Source organism: Micromonospora sp. LOL_014 (genome assembly GCF_048060245.1).
Lineage (GTDB): Bacteria > Actinomycetota > Actinomycetes > Mycobacteriales > Micromonosporaceae > Micromonospora_E.
In genome coordinates, this window is the sequence record NZ_JBHMIP010000012.1 from 68,929 (window position 1) to 93,660 (window position 24,732).

General features: G+C 71.5%; 27 protein-coding genes. 19 read left to right on the forward strand and 8 right to left on the reverse strand.

The annotated features are described in order from the left end of the window. The first annotated feature begins 10 nt into the window (after positions 1–10). Genes ACFHW1_RS12940 through ACFHW1_RS12955 form a run of 4 tightly spaced genes read left to right on the forward strand, consistent with a single transcriptional unit; the run spans position 11 to position 4,947 of the window. Positions 11–1,090: a BMP family ABC transporter substrate-binding protein gene (locus ACFHW1_RS12940; protein WP_416552569.1), complete on the forward strand. Its 1,080-nt coding sequence runs from the start codon at positions 11–13 to the stop codon at positions 1,088–1,090. 49 nt (positions 1,091–1,139) lie between these two features. Beyond that, entirely contained in the window at positions 1,140–2,738 is a 1,599-nt protein-coding gene (locus ACFHW1_RS12945) for an ABC transporter ATP-binding protein (protein WP_416552571.1), read from the forward strand. Then, the gene (locus ACFHW1_RS12950) at positions 2,738–4,036 is read left to right on the forward strand and encodes an ABC transporter permease (RefSeq protein WP_416552573.1); all 1,299 of its coding nucleotides are present in this window, start codon (positions 2,738–2,740) and stop codon (positions 4,034–4,036) included. Before ACFHW1_RS12945 ends, ACFHW1_RS12950 begins: the two co-directional genes overlap by 1 nt. Next, positions 4,033–4,947 carry an ABC transporter permease gene (locus tag ACFHW1_RS12955; protein WP_416552575.1) on the forward strand — a complete coding sequence of 305 codons (915 nt, stop codon included), beginning with the start codon at positions 4,033–4,035 and terminating at the stop codon, positions 4,945–4,947. The genes ACFHW1_RS12950 and ACFHW1_RS12955 overlap by 4 nt, the downstream gene beginning before the upstream one ends. 43 nt (positions 4,948–4,990) lie before the next feature. Here the strand turns inward: ACFHW1_RS12955 and ACFHW1_RS12960 are convergent, their stop codons facing one another. Continuing rightward, entirely contained in the window at positions 4,991–5,509 is a 519-nt protein-coding gene (locus ACFHW1_RS12960) for a DUF421 domain-containing protein (protein WP_416615517.1), read from the reverse strand. A 174-nt stretch (positions 5,510–5,683) separates the two neighbouring features. Here ACFHW1_RS12960 and ACFHW1_RS12965 point away from each other — a divergent pair, with 174 nt between their 5' ends. Further along, positions 5,684–6,721: a sodium:calcium antiporter gene (locus tag ACFHW1_RS12965; RefSeq protein WP_416552577.1), complete on the forward strand. Its 1,038-nt coding sequence runs from the start codon at positions 5,684–5,686 to the stop codon at positions 6,719–6,721. 19 nt (positions 6,722–6,740) lie between these two features. Here the strand turns inward: ACFHW1_RS12965 and ACFHW1_RS12970 are convergent, their stop codons facing one another. Continuing rightward, the gene (locus ACFHW1_RS12970) at positions 6,741–7,769 is read right to left on the reverse strand and encodes an aldo/keto reductase (protein ID WP_416552579.1); all 1,029 of its coding nucleotides are present in this window, start codon (positions 7,767–7,769) and stop codon (positions 6,741–6,743) included. 167 nt (positions 7,770–7,936) lie between these two features. Here ACFHW1_RS12970 and ACFHW1_RS12975 point away from each other — a divergent pair, with 167 nt between their 5' ends. Genes ACFHW1_RS12975 through ACFHW1_RS12985 form a run of 3 tightly spaced genes read left to right on the forward strand, consistent with a single transcriptional unit; the run spans position 7,937 to position 9,600 of the window. Beyond that, positions 7,937–8,386: a VOC family protein gene (locus tag ACFHW1_RS12975; protein WP_278170800.1), complete on the forward strand. Its 450-nt coding sequence runs from the start codon at positions 7,937–7,939 to the stop codon at positions 8,384–8,386. Next, positions 8,374–8,784: an ester cyclase gene (locus ACFHW1_RS12980; RefSeq protein WP_416552581.1), complete on the forward strand. Its 411-nt coding sequence runs from the start codon at positions 8,374–8,376 to the stop codon at positions 8,782–8,784. Before ACFHW1_RS12975 ends, ACFHW1_RS12980 begins: the two co-directional genes overlap by 13 nt. 36 nt (positions 8,785–8,820) lie before the next feature. Beyond that, positions 8,821–9,600, forward strand: a complete 780-nt coding sequence (locus ACFHW1_RS12985; protein ID WP_416552583.1) for an IclR family transcriptional regulator — start codon at positions 8,821–8,823, stop codon at positions 9,598–9,600. Here ACFHW1_RS12985 and ACFHW1_RS12990 read toward each other — a convergent pair. Further along, a complete protein-coding gene (locus ACFHW1_RS12990; protein WP_416552585.1) occupies positions 9,597–10,457 on the reverse strand; it encodes an IclR family transcriptional regulator in 861 nt (286 codons plus the stop codon). The two genes, ACFHW1_RS12985 and ACFHW1_RS12990, sit on opposite strands and share 4 nt — an antisense overlap. Before the next feature lie 101 nt (positions 10,458–10,558). Further along, positions 10,559–11,872 carry a hypothetical protein gene (locus tag ACFHW1_RS12995; protein ID WP_416552587.1) on the reverse strand — a complete coding sequence of 438 codons (1,314 nt, stop codon included), beginning with the start codon at positions 11,870–11,872 and terminating at the stop codon, positions 10,559–10,561. Positions 11,873–12,055: 183 nt separating this feature from the next. Here ACFHW1_RS12995 and fdxA point away from each other — a divergent pair, with 183 nt between their 5' ends. The 7 genes from fdxA to ACFHW1_RS13030 are packed head-to-tail and all read left to right on the forward strand — an operon-like array spanning position 12,056 to position 17,598. Next, on the forward strand, positions 12,056–12,370 hold the full coding sequence (fdxA, locus tag ACFHW1_RS13000; protein WP_416552589.1) for a ferredoxin: 315 nt from the start codon (positions 12,056–12,058) through the stop codon (positions 12,368–12,370). Next, a complete protein-coding gene (locus tag ACFHW1_RS13005; protein ID WP_416552591.1) occupies positions 12,367–13,347 on the forward strand; it encodes an NAD(P)/FAD-dependent oxidoreductase in 981 nt (326 codons plus the stop codon). Before fdxA ends, ACFHW1_RS13005 begins: the two co-directional genes overlap by 4 nt. Continuing rightward, positions 13,344–14,276, forward strand: coding sequence for a fumarylacetoacetate hydrolase family protein (locus ACFHW1_RS13010; RefSeq protein WP_416567888.1), 933 nt, complete (start codon positions 13,344–13,346; stop codon positions 14,274–14,276). The genes ACFHW1_RS13005 and ACFHW1_RS13010 overlap by 4 nt, the downstream gene beginning before the upstream one ends. Beyond that, positions 14,276–15,463, forward strand: a complete 1,188-nt coding sequence (locus tag ACFHW1_RS13015) for a hypothetical protein (protein ID WP_416615483.1) — start codon at positions 14,276–14,278, stop codon at positions 15,461–15,463. Before ACFHW1_RS13010 ends, ACFHW1_RS13015 begins: the two co-directional genes overlap by 1 nt. A gap of 12 nt (positions 15,464–15,475) precedes the next feature. Then, positions 15,476–16,273, forward strand: a complete 798-nt coding sequence (locus tag ACFHW1_RS13020; RefSeq protein ID WP_416552597.1) for an aldolase/citrate lyase family protein — start codon at positions 15,476–15,478, stop codon at positions 16,271–16,273. A gap of 25 nt (positions 16,274–16,298) precedes the next feature. Beyond that, positions 16,299–16,679: a cupin domain-containing protein gene (locus ACFHW1_RS13025; protein WP_416615484.1), complete on the forward strand. Its 381-nt coding sequence runs from the start codon at positions 16,299–16,301 to the stop codon at positions 16,677–16,679. Between the two features lie 4 nt (positions 16,680–16,683). Beyond that, entirely contained in the window at positions 16,684–17,598 is a 915-nt protein-coding gene (locus tag ACFHW1_RS13030; protein WP_416552601.1) for a ribokinase, read from the forward strand. A gap of 125 nt (positions 17,599–17,723) precedes the next feature. On the opposite strand, the gene ACFHW1_RS13035 is transcribed toward ACFHW1_RS13030, so the two are convergent. After that, positions 17,724–18,830, reverse strand: coding sequence for an acetamidase/formamidase family protein (locus ACFHW1_RS13035; protein ID WP_416552603.1), 1,107 nt, complete (start codon positions 18,828–18,830; stop codon positions 17,724–17,726). 277 nt (positions 18,831–19,107) lie between these two features. Between ACFHW1_RS13035 and ACFHW1_RS13040 the strand changes: the two genes are divergently transcribed. From ACFHW1_RS13040 to ACFHW1_RS13055, 4 genes are read left to right on the forward strand one after another with little or no spacing between them, the layout of a single operon-like run. Further along, on the forward strand, positions 19,108–20,535 hold the full coding sequence (locus tag ACFHW1_RS13040; protein WP_416552605.1) for an aromatic ring-hydroxylating oxygenase subunit alpha: 1,428 nt from the start codon (positions 19,108–19,110) through the stop codon (positions 20,533–20,535). A gap of 4 nt (positions 20,536–20,539) precedes the next feature. Then, on the forward strand, positions 20,540–21,061 hold the full coding sequence (locus tag ACFHW1_RS13045) for an aromatic-ring-hydroxylating dioxygenase subunit beta (RefSeq protein WP_416552607.1): 522 nt from the start codon (positions 20,540–20,542) through the stop codon (positions 21,059–21,061). Positions 21,062–21,075: 14 nt separating this feature from the next. Then, entirely contained in the window at positions 21,076–21,381 is a 306-nt protein-coding gene (locus ACFHW1_RS13050; protein ID WP_416591219.1) for a Dabb family protein, read from the forward strand. 21 nt (positions 21,382–21,402) lie between these two features. Beyond that, entirely contained in the window at positions 21,403–22,296 is an 894-nt protein-coding gene (locus ACFHW1_RS13055; RefSeq protein ID WP_416615485.1) for a VOC family protein, read from the forward strand. A gap of 28 nt (positions 22,297–22,324) precedes the next feature. Here the strand turns inward: ACFHW1_RS13055 and ACFHW1_RS13060 are convergent, their stop codons facing one another. The 3 genes from ACFHW1_RS13060 to ACFHW1_RS13070 form a co-directional block, all read right to left on the reverse strand. Continuing rightward, positions 22,325–22,588, reverse strand: coding sequence for a hypothetical protein (locus ACFHW1_RS13060; RefSeq protein WP_416552611.1), 264 nt, complete (start codon positions 22,586–22,588; stop codon positions 22,325–22,327). Between the two features lie 98 nt (positions 22,589–22,686). Beyond that, on the reverse strand, positions 22,687–23,751 hold the full coding sequence (gene aroF / locus ACFHW1_RS13065; protein ID WP_416615486.1) for a 3-deoxy-7-phosphoheptulonate synthase: 1,065 nt from the start codon (positions 23,749–23,751) through the stop codon (positions 22,687–22,689). Between the two features lie 54 nt (positions 23,752–23,805). Beyond that, the gene (locus ACFHW1_RS13070; protein WP_416552615.1) at positions 23,806–24,609 is read right to left on the reverse strand and encodes a TIGR03084 family metal-binding protein; all 804 of its coding nucleotides are present in this window, start codon (positions 24,607–24,609) and stop codon (positions 23,806–23,808) included. Between the last annotated feature and the right edge of the window lie 123 nt (positions 24,610–24,732).

Consider the following 24,732-nt stretch of genomic DNA (forward strand, 5'->3'; position numbering starts at 1 on the left):
AGGAACAGCTGTGACAATAAGGATCGGAAAGGGTGCGGCGGCGCTGCTCGCCGGCGCCGTCAGTCTCGCCCTGGTCGGCTGCGCCGACAACGACGCCACCGCGCCGGATCCCGCCGGCTCCGAGGGCGGCGGCACCGTCATCGCCGGCCAGCCGGACGTCAACGGCGACGGCAAGGTGCTGATCGGGGTGCTCAGCCCCGGTGACATCAATGACAACGGCTACTACGAGAGCTTTGTCGCCGAAGCCGAGCGGTTCGCCAACGAGCAGGGCTGGGAGGTCATCAAGCGGGGTTCGGTGCCGCCGACCGAGGCGCTCAGTTCGGCCCGGGCGCTGTGCCAGCAGGGCGTCGACATGGTGGCGCTGGGCGCCTCCGAGCTCAAGGACGCCATCCCTGCCTCCGAGGAGCCGGCCTGCGAGAACGTTGCCTGGTACGTGCCGTCGTCGGAGAACATTCCGCAGACCCCGGAGATCGTCATCTCCAGCGACGACCCGAACCAGAGCATGCTCGCTGCGGGGTACGCCACCGGTCTGCTGATGGAGGAGAACGGCGACACCAAGGCCGGCTTCGTCACCGGCTTGGAGGTCGACTTCGCGATCAACGCCGCCCGGGCCTTCAAGGCCGGCATCCGGATGGTCGTTCCCGACGCCGACCTCGTCATCACCTACACCGGTGACTTCAACGACTCCGCCAAGGCCCGGGAAGCTGTGCAGGCGCAGATCGACCAGGGCGTCAGTGTGGTCTACCCGTACCTCGGCGGGGCCACCGACGCCGCAGCCGAGTTGGCCAACGAGGGCGGCGCGCTCACCCTCACCCCGGGTACCGACCGGTGCGACTCGACCGAGCCGGAGTTCGACATCTCGGTAATCTTCGACCCAGGTGCCTACTTCGCCGCCGCGCTGACCCTGTTCGCCGAGGGCGAGCTGGAGATGGGCACCACCAAGGTGTGGCAGATCGGCGTCGACCCGTACCCGGCGATCAAGATCTGCGACCCGACGGCAGAGCAGACCGAGCGGATGGAAGCCTTCGTCACCGACGTGGCTGAGGGCAACATCGACACCGCCGCCGAGGTGGAGCGGCTCGGCGGCTGACCCGCCACCGCCCCGCACTCGGAATCCCCTGCCTGACCCGACTAGCGAGGTGGAACGGACTGTGCACACCGACGGCCATACGGCGCCGGCGCTCACCCTGCGCGGAGTGAGCAAGCGCTACGGTCCGGTCGTCGCCTGCGACGCCGTGGATCTTGCCGTACGACCCGGCGAGATCCACGGCCTCCTCGGCGAGAACGGGGCCGGCAAGTCGACCCTGATGAAGATTCTGCTCGGGCTGGTGCACCGGGACGCCGGCAGCATCCTGCGCGACGGCGAGCCGGTGGAGATCGACACCCCGCAGCGGGCGGCCGATCTGGGGCTGGGCATGGTGCACCAGCACTTCAGCCTGATCGACCCGCTCACCGTCTGGGAGAACGTCATCATGGGCGACAGCGGCCGGGTCGACAAGGGCGCGGCCTGCGCCCAGGTCGGGCAGGTCGCCGAGCGGTACGGTCTGCCTATCGACCCGATGGCGCGGGTGGACCGGCTGTCCGCCGGAGAGCGGCAACGGGTAGAGCTGATCAAGTGCCTGCGCCGCGACCCGTCGGTGCTGATCCTCGACGAACCGACCTCAGTGCTCACCCAGGCCGAGTCGGCCGAACTGTTCACCGTGCTGCGCCGGGTGGTGCAGGCGGAGAACCGGGCGGTCATCCTGATCAGCCACAAGCTGGCCGAGATCATCGCGGCCACCGACCAGGTCACCGTGCTGCGCCGGGGCGCGGTGGTCTTCCACGGGCCGACCGCACAGACCACCCCGCAACTGCTGGCCCGGCAGATGGTCGGCCGGGAGGTGTCGCTGCGGGCAGAGAGCGCCGCGCTGGGCATGTTGCCGGTCGAACGCTCCGGCGACCAGCCGGTGGAGCCGCCGGCTGCGGTACCGCCCGATCAGCCGGCTGCCGGCACCCCGCCGGCGCTGCGGCTGCGCGAGCTCACCGTGCTCCTCGGTGAGCTGCGGATCCTCGACAAACTTGATCTCGATGTTGCACCGGGGGAGATCGTCGGCCTGTACGGCGTCGAAGGCAACGGCCAGGCCACCCTCGGTGATTTGCTCTCCGGGCTGCTGGTGCCCGACTCCGGAACGGTCGAGATCGGCGGCGAGCCGGTCGACCTCGACCGGGCTGGCGCGCTGCACACCGCCGGACTCGGCATCGTGCCCGAGGACCGGCACCGCTCCGGCGTGGTGCTGGACATGACCATCGCCGAGAACCTGGTGATGAAGTCGCTGGCCGGGGTCTCCGGCACCGGCGGGGTGCTCAGCCGGCGGCGGATCCAGCAGATCGCCCGGCAACGGATGACCGAGTTCAACATCATCGCCCCGTCCCCGGACACCCCGGTACGCAGCCTCTCCGGCGGCAACCAGCAGCGGGTGGTGCTGGCCCGGGAGCTGTCCGCCGGACCCAGGGTGCTGATCGCCGCCCAGCCCACCCACGGGCTGGATGTCGGCGCGATCGAAGACATGTACCTGCGGCTGCGGCAGGCCGCCGCGGAAGGGGTGGCGGTTTTGCTGATCTCCACCGAGCTCGAAGAGGTGATGGCCCTGTCCGACCGGGTGGCGGTGATCTCCTCGGGCCGGATCGTCGGCGTGCTCGATCCCGCCGAGGCCACCGCGGAACGCCTCGGGATGCTGGTCGGCGGGGTGAGCCACTGATGGCCACCTTGACCGGTGCGGACCCGGCCGGCCGGCGGCTGCTGGCCCGGCTCACCCCCGGCCCCGGCGGCTGGCAGGTCACCGCGGCGACGGTGGTCACGGTCGCCGTCGCCCTCGGCCTGTCCGCGTTGCTGATCGCGGTCACCGGCGGCTCGCCGAGCGCCTCGGTGCAAGCGCTGTACCAGGGCAGCATGGCCAGCCCGCGAGCCTGGAGCAACTCGCTGCTCTACGTCGCGCCGCTGCTGCTGGTCGCGGTCGGCGCGTGCGTGAGCGCCCGGTCCGGCTTCTTCAACATCGGCCAGGAGGGCCAGGTGCTGATCGGGGCGCTGGCCGGTGCCTGGGTCGGCCTGCGACTCGCCCTGCCCGGGCCGCTGCTACTGGTCGTCGTGCTGCTCGCGGCCCTGCTCGCCGCTGGCGGCTGGGCCGGACTGAGCGCGCTGATGTACCGCTTCCGAGGGGTCAACGTGGTGGTCAGCACGCTGCTGATGACCTTCCTGGCCCAGCAGCTGTTGGCGTTCGCGGTCAACACCCCGTGGCTGCTGCAGGAGTCCCGGCTGGGCACCGGGGTGGTCTCGCCGCAGTCCAACCCGCTGCCGGAGAACGCCCGGCTCGCCTCCCTCGGTGAGTACCCGAACCTGCAGGTCAACGGAGGGCTGATCCTGGCCGTCCTGATCGCGGTGGCGATCAGCCTGGCGATGACCCGGACCCGGTGGGGGTTCCGGCTCAAGATGCTCGGGCTCAACCCGGTCACCGCCCAGCACGCCGGGGTCCGGGTCGGCGCCCTCGGTGGGATGGCGCTGGCCATCTCGGGAGCCTTCGCCGGCCTGGCCGGCGCGCTGCTGCTGACCAGCCCGATCGGCAGCCACCGGCTGCAGCCGGGGATGTCGTTGAACCTCGGCTGGGATGGCCTGCTGGTCGCCCTGGTCGGCCGGAACAATCCGCTGCTGGCCATCCCGGTGGCGGTGCTGTTCGGCGTGTTACGCGCCGGTTCCAGTTTTCTGGCCGCCACCGGCGTGCCGTCGTTTCTGGTCGACGTGGTCAAAGCGCTGCTGGTGCTGGCGTTCGTGGCGCCACCGGCGGTGATCGCCCTGCTGCGCCGGCGGCGGGCCGGCGGTGAGCCGGCCGGCACCCCGCCGCCGACCGGTGGCCTGCCGACCCCAACCCCGTCGACAGGGGAGCCGGCACCACCGGGTGCCGAGGTGCCGGCGATCGACGTGCCGGAGGCGGCCGGTAGTGGGTCAACCGGTAGCGGATCGGCTGGAAACGAGAAGACCACCATGGAAGGCAGGCCGGCATGAGCGCCGCCGACAACATTGCCACCATTCTGTCCAGTGGGGCGCGGCTGACCATCCCGTTGGCCTTCGCCGCCTGCGGCGAGTACGTGGCGCAGCGCGCCGGCACGCTGAACATCTCGGTCGAGGGCATGATGCTCGGCGCGGCGTTCGGCTCGGTCGCGGTCGCCAGCGCCACCGGCAGCGCCACCGTCGGGCTGGCCGCCGGCGCACTGGTCGGCGTGCTGGTCGCCGTGCTGCACGCCAACCTGTCGCACCGGGCCCAGATCAACACGTTCGTCGTCGGTCTGGTGCTCAACGCGCTGGTGCTCGGCCTGACCAGCTACCTGATCACCATCAGCAGCTTCACCGGGCATCAGGTGTGGCGGGTGGACATCCCGGTGTTGCGCGACATCCCGATCATCGGACCGATGCTGTTCGTACAGCGTTGGCCGGCGTACCTGCTGCTGATCGCGGTCCCACTCACCTGGTGGCTGGTGGAACGCAGCCGGTGGGGCCTGGAGCTGCGGGCGGTCGGGGAGAACCCACAGGCCGCCGACGTCAGCGGAATCCGGGTCAACCACCGGCGCCGGCAGGCGCTGCTGTTCTGCGGCCTGCTCGCCGGGCTCGGCGGTGCATACCTGGCGGTCGGCGAGGTCGGCTCGTTCAACCAGAACATGACCGCCGGCCGTGGTTATCTGGTGATCGCCGCAGTGATCTTCGGCGCCTGGCGGCTCGGCCGGACCATGGTCGGCTGCGCGGTGTTCGGCCTCGCCGACGCGATGCGGCTGGCGCTGCCGGCACTCGGGGTGACCATCAACTCGCAGCTGCTCATCGCCGCGCCGTACCTGTTGGCGCTGCTGGCCATGCTGGTGTTCGCCACCCAGCACCGGGAACCGAGAGCGCTGGCCAAACCATTCCAGCGCGGCACCACCTAGTCGGGCGACCTGACTACCGGCGTCCCGGTGTCGCTGGCCCGGCTCAGCGCGTCGCTCCGCACGTGACATCTTCCAACGCGGTACCGTCGCCCATCTGCCGACGGGTGATCACGCTGAACGAACCGTCGGTCTCCAGCACCACGGCGGCCACCTGGGCGATGTCGCCGACGCCCTGTGCCCGGACCGCCTGCCAGATTTCGTTGTCGGTGACCCGTTGGCGGCGCATCGACGCGGTGAGCAGTTCTCCATCGTGGAGCAGCAGCGTCGGGGTGGACTTCAGCGCGGACCGGAGCGGAGCCCACCGTACGGACAGCCAGCTCGCGGCGAACTGGAGAGCCACCAACAGGATCAACGCCGCCGCGCCTTCGGCGAACGAGACGTCGCCGGAGAGCAGGATGGTCGCCAGAGTGGAGCCGAGCGCGACCGTGACGACCAGGTCGGAGGCGTTCAGCTTCGCCAGGGTCCGTTTGCCGGACGCTCTGAGTACGCCGACGAGAAGGACGTAGGTCAGGACACCGACAGCGGTGACTCGCCACAGGTCATCTGGATTGTCGAGTAACATCCTGCTCAAATACCCGCGACGCCCCGGGCTACCCCGTCGACCGGATCACGGGCGAATGATTCGCCGCGGCGGTGATCGGGTAACGGGGGCGGTCATGGGACGTGAACGGACGAAGACGGCTCGGTCGTGCCCACCGTCACCGGGCCATCCGTCACGAGGCGACGGCGAGCGACGGTGACCGGCTCGGCCTGGCCGCTGGCGCCGAGCATCGCGGCGCTCGCGGTCGCCCTGCTCGTGATCGTCTTCGCCGGCAAGTCGCTGGCGGCGACCGCCGACACCCTCGCCGACCGGACCGGGATGGGCGAGGCCGTCGCCGGAGCGCTGCTGCTCGGCGCGGTCACCTCGCTACCCGGCATCGCCACCACCGCGATCGGCGCATGGCAGGGCGACGCCCAGTTCGCCATCGCCAACCCGATCGGTGGCATCGCCGTACAGACGGTCTGGCTGGCCATCGCCGACCTGCTCTACCGGCGGTCGAACATCGAACACGCGGCCGCCTCGCTGGAGAACATCATGCAGGCGCTGGTGCTGGTGGCGCTGCTCTGCCTGCCGGTCGTCGCCTACGCCACGCCCGGCCTGACCCTCGGTTGGGTGCATCCGGCGAGTTTGCTGATCCCGGTCCTCTACCTGTACGGGCTGCACCTGATCCGCCGGCTGCGACAGAACCCGATGTGGCGGGCCGAGCAGACGTCGGACACCCGGCAGGACGTACCGGACGACCCCGACGGCGACGCCGAGGGTGCGCCCAGCACTCGCCGGCTGTGGTGGCGGCTGGCCGCGCTGGCCGCAGTGGTCGGTGGCACCGGCTACCTGATCGGGCAGGGTGGCCTGGGGGTGATCGCGGCGACCGGGCTGCCCAGCGGTTTCGTCGGGTTCACCGTCACCACGGCGATCACGTCGTTGCCGGAACTGGTCACCCTGATCGCGGCGGTCCGGATCGGGGCGTTGACCCTGGGGATCGGCAACATCCTCGGCGGCAACGCCTTCGACTCACTGATGATCTTCCTCGCCGACACGGCGTACCGGCCGGGGTCGGTCTACGCCGACGCGGCCTCTGCCGGTCTGCTTCTCGCCGGATCGACCACGCTGCTCACCGTGACCCTCGCCGCCGGCCTGATCATGCGCGAACGCCGGGGTGTCGGCTTCGAGGGCATCGCCATCCCGGTGGTCTACCTGGTCACGGTGGTGCTGCTGCTCATCCGCGCCGACTGACCCGCCGCCGGGCGGTCGGTCAGTCCCGGCGGCGCAACCCCGGGTCGGTGAGCGCCGGCGGCCGGTAGCCGGCGTCGGCGGGGTTGACGTTGTGCCCTGGCGGCACCAGCTCGTCGATGCGGTCCAGCACCGCGGCGGGCAGCCCGGTCAGCTCCCCGGCGCCGAGCTGGCTGCGTAGCTGCGGGAGGGTGCGCGGGCCGACGATGGCGCCGGTCACCGCCGGGTGGCTCAGCACGAAGCCGAGAGCCAGCTCGATCAGGGTCAGCCCGGCCTGCGCGGCCAGCTTCTCCAACTCGCCGACCACGTCAAGTTTGCGCTGCCGGGCTGCGGCGTCACGGAAGTCGAAGTGGTCGGCGTTGCGTCCGGCCCGTGAGTCGGCGGGGACCTCGGCGGAGCGGTACTTGCCGGTCAGCCAGCCGCCGTTGAGCGGGCTGAAGGCGAGCACCCCGAGTCGGTGCCGCTGGCAGGTCGGCAGCACGCCGGCCTCCACCCCCCGCGCCATGATCGAGTACGGCAGCTGTTCGGTGGTGAACCGTTCCCGCTGCCGTCGCTGGGCGACCCACTGCGCCTCGACGATCTCCTCGGCGGGGAACGCCGAGGAGCCGATCATCAGCACCTTGCCCTCGCGGACCAGGTCGGACAGCGCACCGAGGGTCTCGTCGATGTCGGTGCCCGGGTCGGGCCGGTGCACCTGGTAGAGGTCGATCCGGTCGGTGCCGAGCCGGCGCAGGCTGGCTTCGACCGCCTGCCGGATCCAGCGCCGCGAGTTGCCGCACCGGTTGCGGTCGTCCCCCATCGGTTCGTGGAACTTGGTGGCCAGCACGACGTCATCGCGCCGTCCACGCAGCGCCCGGCCGAGGATCCGCTCGGATTCGCCGTGCGCGTACACGTCGGCGGTGTCCACGACGTTGATTCCGGCGTCGAGTGCCTCCCCGACGATCCGCCGGCACTCCTGCTCGTCGGTGTTGCCCCAGGCACCGAACATCATCGCGCCGAGGCAGAGCGTGCTCACCTCGACGCCGGTGCCGCCAAGTCTGCGGTACTGCATCAGAACCTCCCGCCGCCAGCCTGGCACCCGACCACCGACGCTGGCACCGTTGACGCGGCTCGAAGGCCGATCGCCGGGTTTGTGTCCCCGGCACATGGATCCCGGCTACGGTGCCGAATAGCCTGGTAGACGCGCTGCAACAGACATTTCGGCAACTGGAGGTTCCTGTGGCGACCGGCCTGACCCACGCCCGATGGACGCACGTGGCACTGCCCACCGGCGACCTCGACAAGGCCATCTCGTTCTATACCTCGCTCACCCCGCTGGTGGTGGTGGAGCGCTTTGCCGACGCCGACGGCGAAAGCGTCTGGCTCTCCAACGACAAGCAGGTTGAGACGCCGTTCGTGCTGGTGCTGGTCTCGTTCAACAAGGACAAGGGCGGCCAGTTGGGGCTGCTGCACCCGTTCGCGCACATCGGTATCGAGGTGCCGAACCGGTCCGACGTCGACGAGATCGCCGAACGGGCCCGTGAAATGGGCTGCCTGCACTGGGAGCCGCGGCAGATGCCGCCGCCGGTCGGCTACATCTGCGCGTTGAAGGACCCGGACGGCAACGTCATCGAGATCTCCCACGACCAGCAGGTGTTCGACACCGTACGGCGGCTGTGGGGGAGCTGACCGGCGGACGCACCCACGACGCGGTACGGCGGTACCTGGCCGCGCTCAATGCCGGGGACGCCGACGCGGTCGCCGGCTGCGTCAGTTCCGGGTTCGTCAACGAGCACACCGCCGCGCTGGGCCGCACCGTCACCGGCCGGGCCGCTTACCGCGCCCGGCTGGACGGATTCCTGGCCGAGTTCGCCGACCTGCACTACGAGGTAGAGGATCTGCTGATTGACGGCGACCGGGCAGCGGTGGCGTACCGGATGTCGTTCCGGCTGGTATCGGCCGGCCGCGCGCCGGTGAGCATCCGGGGCATGTTCCGCTTCCGGGTGGACGCCGACGGGTTGATCGCCCGCCGGGTCGACTATTGGGACAGCGCCGAGGTGCGCCGACAGATCACCGCCGCCGGCTGATCCCGCCGGTGACGTAGAGCTCGGTAGAGTGGTGCCGTGGTGGTCACGGGTCGGGCGGCGGGTGCAGCGAGCGAGGTGACCGGCGATGGGCCGGCCATCCAGACGGTGCAGCGCGCCGCGACGATCCTGCGGGCATTCACCGTGGAGCGGCCCCGGCTCACCCTGGCCGAGTTGACCGCCGACCTGGCGGTCAGCCGGGCCACCGCGCACCGGTACGCACGGGCGCTGCGCGCCGCGAACCTGCTGCGGTTCGACGTCGCCACCGCCACGTACACGTTGGGGCCGCAGATCCTGGCCATGGAGGCGGCGGCCCGCGCCGCGCTGCCGATCGTCACCGTCGCCGAGCCCTACCTCGATCGGCTGACCCGCGACACCAACCAGACCTCGGTGCTGAGCATCTGGAACGGGGAGGCGCCGACGGTGGTCCGGTGCCTGGACAACACCAGCGGCGACGTGCGGCTCAGCGTGCGTACCGGCTCGCCGTTGGAGCTGACCCGTTCGGCCCAGGGTCGGGTGTTCTGCGCGTACCTGCCGCCCGCCGAGAACCCGGTGGTGGCGCGGCAGCTGAGGCTGTCCGCCGCGCTGCGGGAGGTGGTCGCGCAGGTCCGCCGCGACGGCGTCGCGGTCAACTCACCGGAGGATTTCGGGGTACGGGTGATCGCCGCACCGGTGTTCGAACGCACCCAGGTCGTCGCCGCGCTCGCGGTGCTCGGCACCAGCGTGGCGCTGGCCGGTGCGGCCCAGACCGCAGCCGTGGACCAGCTGCGGCAGGTCGCGGGGGAGTTGTCCGAGACGTTGGGGGCAATCGCCGGTTAACTCCGGCCGGTCCGTCCGTTGCCGCCCGGGTGGTGGCCGTTGCGTCCGGTGCCACCCGGCTGCTGGTGGCCGTTGCCGGCGACGCTGCCCAGTTCGGCGGTGACCACGGCGGCGGCGCGTTGCAGGGCGGCGGCCAGCGGACTGTCGGTGCCCTCCGGCACCGACGTGGTGGTGCCGACGATCGCCATCGCGGCGATCAGTGTATGGCCCCGGAAGATCGGCGCGGCGATGCTGCGTACCCCATTGACCGACGGCGTGTTGGCGGAGATGCCGGTGCGGCGGATCTTGTCGACCTCATGGCGCAGCTCGGCCGAGGCCGCCAGGTCGGCGGCCAGCCCGGGGACGTCCTCCGCCGGCAGGAACGCGCAGAACACCCGACCCTGGGCGGACTCGGTGCGCGACAGTCGGGATCCGGTGCGGACGCTGACCCGGATCACCCGGTCGGTGTTGTCGTCGGCGCGTACCACCACCGCCGTGTCGCCGTCCCAGACGCTGAGCACCACGGTCTCGTCGACCTCGCGGACCAGCTGCTGCATGTGCGGGCCGGCGATGCTGATGACCGGCATGGCGGCGCGGGCGGCGGCGGACAGGGTGAGGATCTGCGGGCCGAGGGAGTAGAGGCCCTCGCGTTCGTCGTAGCGCAGCAGGTTGCTCTCCCGCAGCGCCTTGGTGTAGCGGTGCGCGGTGGCTTTACTGGTGCCGAGGCTGGCGGTGAGCTCGTTGAGGCTCAACCGGGGGCGGGCGGCGGTGAACGCGTTGAGGATCACCGCGGCGCGCTGCACGGTCTGGATCGCCGGGGTGCTCGGCTCGGCGAGCACCGGGGGGCTCACCTCGGCGGGAGAGCTGTCGTCCGCCATCTGGCTTCCTTATCTGGCTTCCTGGTCGGAAGCGGCGGGGCGTGCGCACCGGACGGGGGTAGGTGCGGGCGGCCGGGACGCGTACGGAAGGTGAGACAGCATCATGCCATACGGTACCCTGTGCTGTCGATGGTGCCGGTGTGCCGTATCGCGATGTCCGCATAAATGCCGGCGAACGTCCGCAGATCGGCCAGCGCGTACCGGTCCCGTCGGGGATCGGCGGGATCGGCACCCCGGCCGGGCGGTCCCAGCCGTACCGTCGGCACGCCCCGACCGCGCAGCACCACCCCGTCGGTCGAACCGGTCCAGCCGAGGACCGGCCGCGGCTGTTCACCGTACGCCGCCGTCCAGGCGTCGTACGCGTGCCGGGCGATCGACGCGTCCGGTGCCGTCGCCGCAGCCGGGTGAACCAGCTGCCCGTCCACCGAGACCAGGCACTCGGCCAGCGGGGTGCCGACGGTCGCGGCGGTGACGGCGGCCTGCACCTCGTCGCGGATCAGTGCCGGATCGTCACCGGGCACCGTCACCAGGTACAGGTGCACGTCGAGCCGGCCCGGCAGCAGATCCGGCTTGGCCGGCTGGCCGGCGCGTACCGCACCGATGCCGACCTCGGCGCCGACCGCAGCGGCCGGATCGGCCCGGGCAGCCAGGTGTCGTCGCCGGAAGGCCTCCAGTGCCTCGATCACCACGCCGAGATGGGTGATCAGACCGCCGGGCGGCACCGCGTGCTCGCGGGCCAGCACCGGATGGAACCGGCTGGTCAGCCGTACCCGCAGGTAGAGGGCGCCCGGTTCGGCGGTAAGCACGCCCGGCGGGCTGGTCTTGGCCAGTACTGCCGCAGCCGGCAGCGGATGCCGGTCCAGGTGCCGGGCGACACCGCCGGGCTGCTGCCGGGTCACGGCGCCGGCATCCCCGCGCTGGTGCGACAGGTGGTACCGGTGGGTCCCGGCGGCGGCCAGCAGCAGGGTCAGCCGGTGCGGCCGGTCGGCCGCCCGTAGCGCCTCGGCGGCCGCGATGAAACCGACCAGCGCGGTCGCTGCGGCGGCGCGGGCGACCCCGAGGCCGAAACCGTCGACCAGGGTGTCGCCGCCCGGCCCGAGTGAACGGTGTAGTCCGCCAGCTGGACCGGACGAGCCGGTCACCGGTTCGTCGAAGTCCGGGTCGCCGGTGAGCGAGGTGTCCAGGTGGGAGCAGATCAGCAGCTCGGGCGCGTCGCCGTGGCCGGCGGTGACCACGAGATTGGCGCTGCACGGCAGCTCGGTGGTCGCCGGCAGCCGGTCGACCTGCCAGGTCAGCTCCGGTCGGCGGGCAGCGCCCCAGCCGGCCAGCCGCTCGGCGGTGGCCAGCTCCTGCCCGTACGGGGTCGGCCCGGCGGTCAGCACCGTCAGGGCGTCAACGATCCGGTCCTCGCTCATCGCCTCATCCCATCACTCCCGTGACAGTTATCCAAGATGACGTCTCGCATGTTGACATAGCCAGGGTGGGGTCTCTAGCGTGACGTCACATCAACGACGCCGCTGTCCAACCAGATAACCGCAGGTCGCAGAGGCGCGAGGCGCGAGCAGAACGGCGAGAGGCCCACTGATGCGGGAGGACCGATGACCTACGTGGTCACCGACGAATGCGTGGACGTACAGGACCGCTCCTGCGTCGAGGAATGCCCCGTGGACTGCATCTACGAGGGCGACCGGATGATGTACATCAACCCCGACGAGTGCGTCGAGTGCGGCCGGTGCGAACCGGTCTGCCCGGTCACCTCGATCTTCCACCTGGACGACCTGCCGGCCGACCAGGCACATTTCGGCCCGATCAACGCCGAGTTCTTCAGCGATCTCGGCGCCCCCGGCGGCGCACGCAAGATCGGCCGGGTCGGTCGCGACCACCCGGCCGTCGCCGGGAGCACCGACTCATGACCGCCGAACACGACGTCGACCTGGCCATCATCGGCGCCGGCCCGGCCGGCCTGTACGCCGCCTACTACGCCGGCTTCCGTGGGATGAGCGTTGCGATCATCGACTCGCTGCCCGAACCGGGCGGACAGATCGCCGCTCTCTATCCTGAGAAGGACATCTACGACATCGCCGGCCTGCCAGCGATCAAAGGCCAGCAGCTCGTCGACGACCTGCTCACCCAGGCCGCCACCGCCAAACCCACCTTCCTGCTGGGCGAGAGCGCCGTGGAGCTGACCAACGCCACCGACCACGTGCAGATCGGCACCGACACCGGCAGCCGGGTACGCGCCAGGGCGGTCCTGCTGACCGCCGGGATCGGCACCTTCACCCCGCGCGAGCTGCCGGTCGGCAGCGACTACCTCGGCCGTGGACTGCGCTACTTCGTGCCCCGGCTGGAAGAACTCGCCGGACAGCAGGTCGTCGTGGTCGGCGGCGGCGACTCCGCCGTCGACTGGGCGCTGGCCCTGGAGCCGTACGCCGCCAACGTCACCCTGGTGCACCGCCGGCCGCAGTTCCGCGCCCACGAACGCAGCGTCGAGCAGTTGCACGCCTCCACCGTTCGGGTGGTCACCCCGTACGAGGTCAGCGGCATCGCCGGCGACCCGCAGCTCACCTCCGTCACGATCAGCGAGGTACGCGGCGACGGGCGCGAGGAGCTGCCCGCCCAGGCGGTGGTGGCCGCCCTCGGCTTCATCGCCGACCTCGGCCCGATGCAGCAGTGGGGGCTGGAGATGACCAAACGGCACATCACCGTGGACCGGTCGATGCGGACCAACCTGCCCCGGGTCTACGCCGCCGGGGACGTCACCGACTACCCGGGCAAGGTGCGGCTGATCTCGGTCGGCTTCGGCGAGGCCGCCGCCGCCGTCAACAACCTGGCACCGCTGGTCAACCCGGCGCTGAGCACCGTGCCCGGCCACTCCTCGGACGCCGCGTGAACGCCCCGACCGGTCTGCAGCTGCTGGCCACCCGGCACGGACTGGCCCGGATCTGCGGCGACGGCACCGCCGAGCTGCTCGACCTGCCGTACCGCGACGTCGCCGAGCTGCTGCGGGCCGGTGCCGGCCTGACCCCGGCCGCCGACGCCCCGGCCCGCGACCGGCTGCCGCTGGCCAGCGTCACCGCCGAGCTGGTCGCCCCGCTGGGCAGTACCAGGGCGGTGTGGGGAGTCGGCCTCAACTACCACTGCAAGGCGCGGGCAGCCGGCCGGGCCGTCCCCACCGAACCGGTGCTCTACCTCAAGTCGGCCAGCGCCGGCTCCGGCCCGGACGCCACCGTGGCGCTGCCCAGCTCGATCAGCGCCCAACCCGACTACGAAGGCGAGATCGCGCTGGTCATCGGGGCCCGGATGCACCGTACGCCGGCCGACCAGGCCTGGTCGCACGTCGCCGCGATCACCGCCGCAAACGACCTGACCGCCCGGGACGTGATGACCGCCTCGGCCAACCCGACGCTGGCCAAGAGCTTCCCCGGATTCGGCGCGCTGGGCACGTCGGTGCTGGACATCGCCGCCGTCGCCGACCGCGACGCCATCGAGGTGCGGACCACCGTCAACGGTGAGGTGCGCCAGCAGGCCACCATCGCCGACCTGATCTTCCCGGTGCCGCAGCTGCTCGCCTGGATCACCCGGTACGTGGTCCTGGAACCGGGCGACGTGGTGCTCACCGGTACCCCGGCCGGCACCGGCCAGGACCGGGGCTGCTTCCTGCGCCCCGGCGACCTGGTCGAGGTCTCGGTCGGCGGGGTGCTGCCGCTGCGTACCCGGTTCTGCGCTGAAAACCCCGACGGTGATCCCGCTGAGACCTCCGATGAAACCCTCGACGCGGTGGCGCCGTCCCCTCCTTCGCACAGAAAGTCCGCTGACTGATGACTGAGAATGCTTCCCGGTACGACCTGGTGCTGGCCGGCGGTGAGGTCTTCGACTCCGCCACCGGCGCCAGCCAGGTCGCCGACGTCGCGGTGACCGGCGACCGGATCGCCCGCATCGCCCCCGGCCTGGCCGCCGACGCCCGCGAGGTGGTCGACTGCGCCGGCCGGTACGTGCTGCCCGGCCTGGTCGAGGGACACACCCACATCTTCGCCGAGGTGTCCAAGGTGGGTGCCCCGCCGGACGAGGCGCACCTGCACCGGGGCGTCGTCGCCGCCTGCGACGCCGGCACCGTCGGCGCATCCACCTTCGCCGCCTTCGAGCGGTACGTCGCCGCCCCGGCGAAGCTGCGGCTGGTCAACTTCCTCAACGTCAGCGTGCTCGGGCTGATCGACTTCCGGTTCGGCGAGCTGATGAACCCGGACACCCTGGTCCCCGAGGACGCGCTCGCGGTCGCCGCCGCCAACCCGCACCGGGTCCGCGGCTTCAAGATCCGGCTCTCCGAGGACGTCGTCGGGCACAACTGGCGGCCGCTGCTCAAGCGTTCGCTGGAGCTGTCCGCCGAGGCCGGCCTGCCGTTGATGATCCACATCGGGGAGACCCCGGAGCCGTTGCCGGCCGTGCTGGAGATGCTGCGCCCCGGCGACGTCGTCGCGCACTGCTACACCGGCAAGCCGTACGGCATCCTGGCCGACGGCACCGTGCTGCCCGAGGTGTACGCCGCCCGTGAGCGCGGTGTGCTGTTCGAGTCGGCGCACGGCAAGAGCAACCTCAGCTTCAAGGTGGCCGAACCGGCGATCGCGCAGGGCTTCTACCCGGACGTGATCACCTCGGACACCTCGGCCCGCAACTGGCGCGGCCCGGTGTTCGACCTGGTCACCAGCATGGCCAAGCTGCGCGCGCTGGGCATGACCATGGAGCAGATCGTGCCCCGGGTGACCAGCGCCCCGGCCCGGCTCACCGGCCTGTACGCCGAAGGCTACGGCAGCCTCGTCGAAGGCGGCCCGGCGCACGTCACCGTGCTCGCCGACGCCGACGAGGCGGTGCTGCCCGACGCGGCCGGCAACCAGATCACCGCCCCCCGGCTGGAGCCGGAAGTGGTGCTGCTGGCCGGCGAGCGGGTGCCGACCGTACCGTGGCGTGGCCTGCCCGCCGACCAGGCCGGTGCCGCCGGCCGGGCCAGCTGAGGGCGGACACTGATGCGCACCGGGGTGCACACCGGCCGGGCCGCGCTGCGCGAGCGGCTGCGGCGCGGCCGGCGGGTGGTCGGCACCTTCCTGAAACTGCCCGGCACCGACGCGGTCGAGCTGGCCGCCCAGGCCGGCTTCGACTTCGTCGTGGTCGACCTGGAGCACTCCGGGTTGGACGAGCGGACCGCCGCCGGGCAGCTGCGGCACGCCGCACTGCTCGGCCTGCCGGCCCTGGTCCGGCTGGCAGCGGTCGACCCGGCGCAGGTCAACCGGCTGCTGGAGGCCGGAGCCGCCGGCGTGCAGCTGTCCACCGTACGCGCCCGCGCGCAGGTCGCCGCGCTGCACGCCGCCGTGCGGTACGCGCCGGTCGGCCGGCGCAGCATCAGCCTCGCCCACCCGGCCGCCGGCTACGGGTCCGGCGGGCTGGACGCCTACCTGGCCGCCGAGGCAGCCGACCCGCCGCTGCTGGTCGCCCAGATCGAGACCGCCGACACCGACAACCCGCTGCCCGACCTGCTGACCGGCCCGGACGGCAGCTCCAGCGTCGACGTGGCGTTCGCCGGCACCACCGACCTGGCGGTCAGCCTCGGCCTGGCCACCACCGACGACCAGGCACCGCTGCTGCGCCGGGTCGGTGAGATCGCCGACGCCGCCCGCGCCGCCGGGGCCACCCTGGGTGGGTGGGCACCGGCCGCGACCGACCAGACACTGCGCCGGTACGGACTGGCCGGGGCCGGCTACCTGGTCGCCGGATCCGACCTGCAGTTGCTCGGTGCCGGTCTGCGCCATCTCGCCACCGACAATTGAGTCAGCCCTCGAAGGGAGCCCGGACGTGCTGAACCCGCAGCTCTACCGCACCTCGGTCAACTGGGACGACATCCCCGCCACCGACGTACGCCCCGGCGTGCGACGCAAGGTGTACGCCACCGACGAGGTGGTCCTCGCCTGGCACGAACTCGCCGTCGGCATGGCCCTCAACCCGCACACCCACGACGACTTCGACCAGCTCGTGATGATCCTCGGCGGGCGATGCAACTACTACGTAGACGGGGTGCCGCACAACATGGGCGCGGGGTCGATGCTGCTGATTCCGCGCGGTGCCGAGCACTACATCGAGCCGACCGAGGGCCCGTGCATCAACCTGGACGTGTTCGCCCCACCGCGCGCCGACTTCCTGGCGCACGCCTGGCGTCCCGCCACCGCTCAGGGGTGAGCCGATGACCGACATCGTGGTGGTGGGCAGCCTCAACGTCGACGTGGTGGTGCCCCTCGACGAACTGCCCGCCGCCGGGCAGACGGTGCTCAGCGCCGCCGACCATTCCCGGGCCGGCGGCGGCAAGGGCGCCAACCAGGCGGTGGCCGCCGCCCGACTGGGCCGGTCGGTGGCCATGGTCGGCGCGGTCGGCGAAGACCCCGAGGGGGAGTGGCTGACCGGGCTGCTGTCCGCCGAAGGCGTCGACACCTCGGCGGTGCTGCGCGCACCCCGCCCCACCGGGCAGGCGATCGTGCTGGTCACCGCCGACGGCGACAGCACCATCGCGGTCAGTTCCGGGGCCAACATGTGGCTCGCCCCGGAGCACCTGCGGCCGTACGCCGACCTGGTCGGCGACGCCGCGGCCGTACTGCTGCAGCAGGAGGTCGACGCGGCGGTGGTGGCCGCAGCGGTGGCCGCCGCCCGCGGCCTGGTCGTGGTGAACCCGGCACCGGCCCGGCCGATCGACGCGGCGACGCTGGCCCGGGTCGACGTGCTGGTGCCCAACCGGGGTGAACTCACGGCGCTGGCCGGTGCCGACTCGTCGGTGTCCGGTGGCGGGACCGGCGATGTCGCCGCGCTGGCCGCGATGGCCCGGTCGCTGCGCACCCGGGGGCCGGTGGTGGTGACCCTCGGCGTCGACGGTGCCCTGGTGGTGACCGCCGACCGGGAGCATGTCGTGCCGGCCGAGCAGGTCGACGCGGTGGACGCCACCGGTGCCGGGGACACGTTCTGCGCGGCGCTGGCCGACGCGCTGCTCGACGGTGCGGCGATCGACGACGCGGCCCGCTGGGCGAGCCGGGCGGCGGCGGTGACGGTCACCCGGCCAGGTGCGATGGCCAGTGCCCCACGCCGGGCCGAGGTGCTCGCCGTCGGCTAGGTGGCCAGCCCTGGTCGGTCTTTGGTAGCCGGTCGGCGCCGGTGACCCCGGTCGGCGTCGGAACAGAGCGCGCCGACCATACGTCACGGACGGGAGTGCCGAGGTGCCGCGACGCGCAGGTATGGTCAGTTCTGGGGCGGGAAGTCGGCCTTGCGGATCAGGCAGTGCACGCCCTTGACCGCGTCGACGACCTGGCTGACCTCGAAGTCTGCGGCGGCGCTCAGGTAGGCCAGGGCGGTGTCGCGCGGCATGCCCCGGGTGCGGGCGAGGAAGTTGACCGCGGCCCGGACCGCCCGGCGCATCGCCTCGTTCAGGTCGGCGTCCAGGCCGACCGGGATCCAGTGGGTGTCGGTCTCGGCCAGCGGGGCCTCCCCGGCGCCGACCAGCAGGGCGGCCTGCGCCGCCGGGATGACGCTTAGCCGCAAAGTGGCCCGCAGCGGTGCCTCCAGCGCGGTGAGCGCCACCTCGCCGTCGCCCTGGGCGTAGTGCGGGTCACCGGCGTAGAAGCCGGCACCGGGCAGTTGCACCGGCAGGTAGAGGCTGGAGCCGACCTGCAGTTCGTTGATGTCCAGGTTGCCGCCGTGCCCGCCGGGCGGCACCGAGTGCACCATCTCGTCGGTGTCGACGGCGACCCCCATCAGGCCGAGGAACGGCGCGAGCGGAAACCGGGCGGCCCGGCCGGCACCGAACGGCAGTACGCCGTAGAGCCGGCCGCCGCTGGAGACGACCTCGGTGAAGTGGCAGACGCTGCCGTAGGCGCGGGGGTCGCTGTCGGGCCCGGTGTCGACCGGGGTGAGCGGGAACTCGCCGGGCAGCGCGCCGTAGCCGTGCCGGCTGCTGACAAAGCCGTACGGGGCCCGGATCGTCAGGTCGAGCACGTCGACCCGGAGCAGGTCGCCGGGCTGTGCGCCGTCGACGGTGATCGGGCCGGTGACCACGTGCGGGCCGTCGTCGTCGTAGTCGTGGGCGATGTCGGAGGCGGCCAGGTCGCGGGAGTCGGTGAGGACCTGATCGGCGGGTACGTCGTACTGCTTGAGGTAGCCCACCGGGTCGCGGCCCTGGTCTTCGAGGATGCCTTCGTGGCTGAGGGTGTCGATCGTCACGGTCTCGCCGGAGCGCACCCGTAGCACCGGGGCGTGGCCGCGGTTGGGCAGCCGGCCCCACAGGCAGGTCTCGGGGGTGGTCGGCAGGTAGTGGGCGCCGGCGATCGGTCCCTGGTGCGGCTGGAGCATCGGTTCCTCCGGAAGGGGTACCCGGCCGGCGGGCGCAGGGCGCGCGGCGGTGCGTGCCGCTGGTGGGCCGGGGGTGACGGGTGGATGACCGGATCTTTTCCGGCGAACCCGCAGGAACGTGTTGCTCCCCTGTTAACAGTGAGTAACCCGATCACGGAAGATGCCCTGCTCTTGACAGGTGTAGGGCTCTGATAGCAGCATCGGAGTGCGAGACACTGTCTCGCATGACGTAGCGCCGCCGAGGCGGGCGGACGGGACGAAAGAGGGCGGTGGGGTGATGACGCAGCAGACGCCGGTGCGACCGCTCGGCGGAGCCGACGGTGGCGCGCTGATCGACGAGGACTGGGAGGCGATGCGCTTCCGGGTGCACCGCTCGGCGTACCGCGACCCGGGTGTGTTCCGCGACGAGATCGCCAAGATCTGGGGCCACACCTGGCTCTACCTCGGCCACGAGACCGAGATCCCCAACGCCGGCGACTTCAAGACCCGCACCCTCGGCGGCCGGCCGCTGATCTTCTGCCGCGACTCCGCCGGCGAGGTCAAGGTCTTCCTCAACGCCTGCACCCACCGCGGCACCATCCTGTGCCGGCACAACGAGGGCAACACCAAGTTCTTCCAGTGCTTCTACCACGCCTGGGCGTTCAGCAACTCCGGTGACCTGGCCGCGCTGCCCGGCGACGAGAGCTACCCCGACGACCCCGGCTTCCGCGAGTCGATGCGGCTGCGCCAGGTGCCCCGGCTGCAGATCCACGAGGGCTTCGTCTTCGTCGCGTTCGACCCCGACGTGCCCGATCTGCTCACCCACCTCGGCCCGGCCGCGCACTACATGTCGCTGACCGCCAAGATCGGCGCGCACGGCATGCAGACCCTGCCCGGCGTGCAGCTCTACAGCGTCAAGGGCAACTGGAAGCTCGCCGTCGAGAACGCCATGGACGGCTACCACTTCGCGCCGACCCACAACACCTTCGTCGGCTACCTGCGGGAGACCGGCTTCGCGGTCACCGACGACGACCAGTACGCCTACGACCTCGGCGGCGGACACGGACTGCTCGTGCTCACCGGCCACAACGGCCGGATCGGCATGGTCTGGGAGCCGCGCTTCGGCGACGAGGAGAAGGCCCGTACCGTCGCCAAGCGCAACGAGATGATCGCCCGGCTCGGGCCGGAGCTTGCCGCCGAGATCGCCGACGCCAGCCGGATCCTCTTCGTCTTCCCCAACCTGCTGCTGTTCGACCTCGAAGCGCTGACCATCCGCCAGCTCGAACCGGTCGCCCCGGACCGCACCGACGTGCGGGCCTGGCAGTTCGTCGAGACCGGCGAGCCGGAGTCGGTCCGGGCGCTGCGGATCAAGACCATGGTCAGCTTCGTCGGCCCCGGCGGCCTGGCCACCCCGGACGACATCGAGGCGTACGAGGCGGTGCAGCGCGGCATCGTCGCCACCGCCGACTCGGCCGACCCGGCCCACGACTGGTCCGACATGTCCCGCGGCATGGCCAACGAGAAGCAGGGCAACCAGGGCCGCTCCATCGACGAGGGCGCGATGCGCAGCTTCTGGCGGCACTGGGCCGACCGGGTCGGGGCGGCCACCGCCGTCGCCGGCGACCCACCGGCAGATCCCGGTGCGCCTGGCCCGTCCACCGTCTTCACCAGCGACTCCGCAGCCAGCGCCGGCTCCGCCGTGCCCACCACCAGCGGGAAGGAGTGACCCGATGTCCGCGACGACCAGCGGAGCAGTGCTCAACGTGGGGGCCCGTGAGGTAACCCGGGCCGACGTGGAGGACTTCCTCTACCGGGAGGCGCAGCTGCTCGACGAGTGGCGCCTCGACGAGTGGTTCACCATGTTCGAGCCGGACGGCCGGATGGAGGTGCCGACCACCGACTGGGCCGGCTGGGACGCCACCACCGCCGGGTTCTTCGTCTGCGACGACTATGACCTGATCCGGGCCCGGGTGAAGCGGCTCAAGAGCCGCAAGGCGCACGCCGAGAACCCGCACTCACGTACCCACCGGATGGTCTCCAACGTGATCCTGCTGGAGGCCGGCGCGGAGACGGTGTGGATCAGCGCCAACTTCCTCATCCACCGCTACCGCGACGGCGGCGCCTACACCTACGTGGGCCGCTACGAGCACGTACTCAAGGTCGACGACGACGGCCTGCGCTTCCGGGTTCGCCGCTCCATCCCGGTGATGGAGTCGATGGACCCCGGCGCCCGACTCAGCTTCATCCTGTAGCGGGGGCCGCCGTCGTGATCACCCACATGCTGGCGTTCAAGTTCCGCGACGACCTGCCGCCCGGTGTCGCCGAGTCGGTCCTCGCCGAGCTGGACACCTTCCCGAGCAAGTACCCGGCGATGCGCAACTGGCGCAGCGGGGTCAACGTCAGCACCCGGGACACCACGATGACCCACGGTTTCGTCGTGGAGTTCGCCACCGAGCAGGACCTGCTCGACTACCTGCACAGCGAGTCGCACGAGCGGTTCGTCCGGGAACGCTGGCGCCCGGTCGTGCAACGCCAGGTCATCGTCAGCCTCCCCACCGCCGGGGACGCGTAATTCACCATGAAGGGGTCGCAGATGTCCACCGAGGCCGCCACCCGCCGTCGCGGGCCCTACGGCATGGAGTACGCCCGGATCGAGGTGCCGGATCTGGCCGCCTCCATCGAGTTCCTCCAGTACCACGTCGGGCTGCAGTTGGAGCAGCACGACGACGAGTACGCGTTCCTGCGCGCCGACATCGAGCACCACAGCGTCGAGCTGATCGCCGCGCCGCACCGCACCGAGTCGTGGACCACCGCGGTCGGGTTCAGCGTCGAGTCCGACGAGGTCCTCGACGACCTGCGGGAGCGGGTCGTCGCCGCCGGCCACGAGGTGCTTGAACTGCACGAGCGGATGAAGGGCCTGTGTCAGCGCGGATTCGCCGTACGCGATCCCAACGGGCTGATCGTCGAACTGTTCACCGAGTTCGTCGAGTACGCCGAACCGCCGTTGATCGAGCTGCGCCCGGTCGACCTGGTGCACCCGTTCCTGGCCACCGACAAGTACGAGGAGTCGCTCGACTTCTACACCAAGGTGCTGGGCTTCCTGCCCAGCGACTACGTCGGCGACGTCACCGTCTTCCTGCGCTGCGAGGACCGCTACCACCACAGCCTGGCGCTGCAGCGCAACAAGGAGTTCTACGTCGCGCACCTGTGCTTCAAGATGAAGAGCTTCGACCACGTGATGCGCGGCCGCGCGCGGGCCCAGTACAAGAAGGTGCCGATCGCCTCCGACCTGGTCAACCACTCGGCGTCGACGTCGATCGCGTTCTACATGCACGACCCGAAGCACGGGCCGCGCTACGAGCTGTGCGACCGGCACCGGGTCTTCACCCCGGAGGAGCACGCCACGCACCGGGCCCGGCGGATGGCCGTCGACCCGCGCAACATCGACGTGTGGCGGCCGGCCGCCGACGACTGGGGTCGATTCTGACCGGCGGTCGTCGGCCACACCTGACCGGTCAACCTTCGTCCGCGTCGAGGCTCGGTACCTCCAGCCCGGCGGCGCGCAGCGCGTCGGCGCGTTCGTCGCGGGTCGCCTCCTCACGGGCGAGCAGGTTGGCGTACTCGGCGATGTCGGCCGGGTCGGGCAACGTACCAGTCCGGTCGAGGTAGCGGGCGGTCTGGGCGGTCGCCTCGGCGTACGCCCGGGCGGCCCGCACGGCCCGTGGCATCGCCCGGTCGTCGGTCCCGCGGTCGACGTCGGGTATGGCCTGGTCAGTCACGTCGCTGGTCCTCTCCGCCCGTGCCGCTGCACCGGATGTGAGGGCTCCTACCCACATCCGGTGCAGGCATGCGTCGGGTCGCGGCCGGGCGGTCCCCGTCAGCAGCCCGACTGGGCAGCGGCCCGTGGCCGGGCCGACCGCGCTGGTGTCGCGGGCCGGCGACCCATCAGCCGGGTGAGCTCGGTGATCCGGTGCCCGAGCTCGACGAGTTCGGCACCGACCAGCGCCTGCGGTCCGTCGCACAGCGCCTTCTCCGGCTCCGGGTGCACGTCCACGATGACGCCGTCCGCGCCGACGCTCACCGCTGCCCGGGTCAGCGGAAGCACCAGGTCGCGGCGTCCCCCGGAGTGCGACGGGTCCACGATGACCGGTAGGTGGGACAGCTGCTGGACCACCGGCACGGCGGAGATGTCCAGGGTATTGCGGGTCGCCGTCTCGAACGTACGGATGCCCCGCTCGCAGAGCACGATGTCGAGGTTTCCCCGCTGGGCGATGTACTCGGCCGCCATCAGCCATTCCTCGACCGTCGCGGACATGCCGCGCTTGAGCATGACCGGCCGGCCAGCCGACCCGGCGGCCTGCAGCAGCGGGAAGTTCTGCATGTTGCGGGTACCGATCTGCAGCATGTCGGCGTACCGCGCGACCAGCGGCACGTCCTCGGCGCTGAGCACTTCGGTGACGACCGGCATCCCGGTGTGCTCCCGGACCTCGGCCAGGATGCGGAGTCCGTCCTCGGCCAGTCCCTGGAAGGCGTACGGCGAGGTCCGGGGTTTGAACGCGCCGCCCCGAAGGAGGCTCGCGCCGGCCTGACGGGCCAGCTGCGCGGCGGCCAGCGTCTGTGTACCGGACTCCACCGCGCACGGTCCCGCGATGAAGGTGACCGTGCCCGGCCCGATCGGTACGCCACCCACCCATACCACCGAACGCTGCGGATGATGCTCCCGGCTGACCAGCTTGTACTTCGCCGAGATCCGGGTGACCTGGTGGACCCCGCGCATCGCGGCCAGGTTCAGCGTGGCGAACCGGTCGACGTCGCCCACCAGCCCGATGATCACCCGTTCGATTCCCCGGCTGACGAAAGCCTGGCCGCCAGCTGACTCCACGCGGTCGATGATCGCGGCGATGTCGGTTGCTGCGGCGTCTGCCCGCATGACGATCACCATGGTGACTCCTCCGTCGCGGTGGCCAGGTCGGAGCGCAGGTCCGTCGCGGCCGGACTACCGGCGGCCATCGGCGAACTGTCCGGGCCGTCGTCCGGGTCCGGCCGGCCCCCGGTACGCCTGGGCGATGTCGAGCCACTGGTCGGCCTCGGCCCCGGTGGCGGTCAACGTCAGGTCGGCCCGGTGCCGGCGCCGGGTCACCAGCAGGCAGAAGTCCTCGGCCGACCCGGTGATCCGCTGCGTGCCGTCGGCCGGGCCGAACTCCCACAGCTTGCCTGACGGGGCGGTGAGCTCGAACCGGAACTGCACGTCCGGTACGGCGAGTCCCCGTGCCAGGTAGCCGAAGTCCCAGGTGCGCACGGCGAAGCCGACGAGGAACCCGATGCGGTCGGTGCGCTGCGGTCGGACACCGAGCGCGTCGGCGATGTCCTGGCCGTGGCCGAACAGCTCCATCATGCCGGCCGACGCGAGCACCGCCGGCGGCAACGGCCGTACCAGCCAGGGTACGACCTGGTCGGCCGGCACTGCGGCCAGAGCCTTCTCGGCGGCGGTCCGCTCCGCCCGCCACCGGGCGAGCAGGACCTGAGGCGGGTCGGCGAGGTACTCCGCCAGCGCCCGGTCGACGTTGGCGTTGAAGTCGGGGCTCAGCCGTGCGGCCATCGCGGTGAAGCCCGCCGGGTCCGCCGCCGCGAGCGCTGCCATCCGGAACGTCGCGGCCAGATGGGCGATCTGGTGAGCGATCGTCCAGCCCGCAGCGGGGGTCTCCCGCTGCCACTGGCCGGCGTCGAGTCCGCTCACCAACTGGTCGACGGCCGCGCCGTCGGCGGAGAGAGCGGAGATCACATCCAGGTTCTGGGACATGGTGCTTCCTTCCCGGTAGTCACAGGATCTGTTCGTTCTCGACCGTCCGTGGTGGTCGGCGCATTCTGCTGCAGCCGTGACGGCGCGGGCTTCCATCGAGCCTAGGCGGCAGCCGTAACGGCC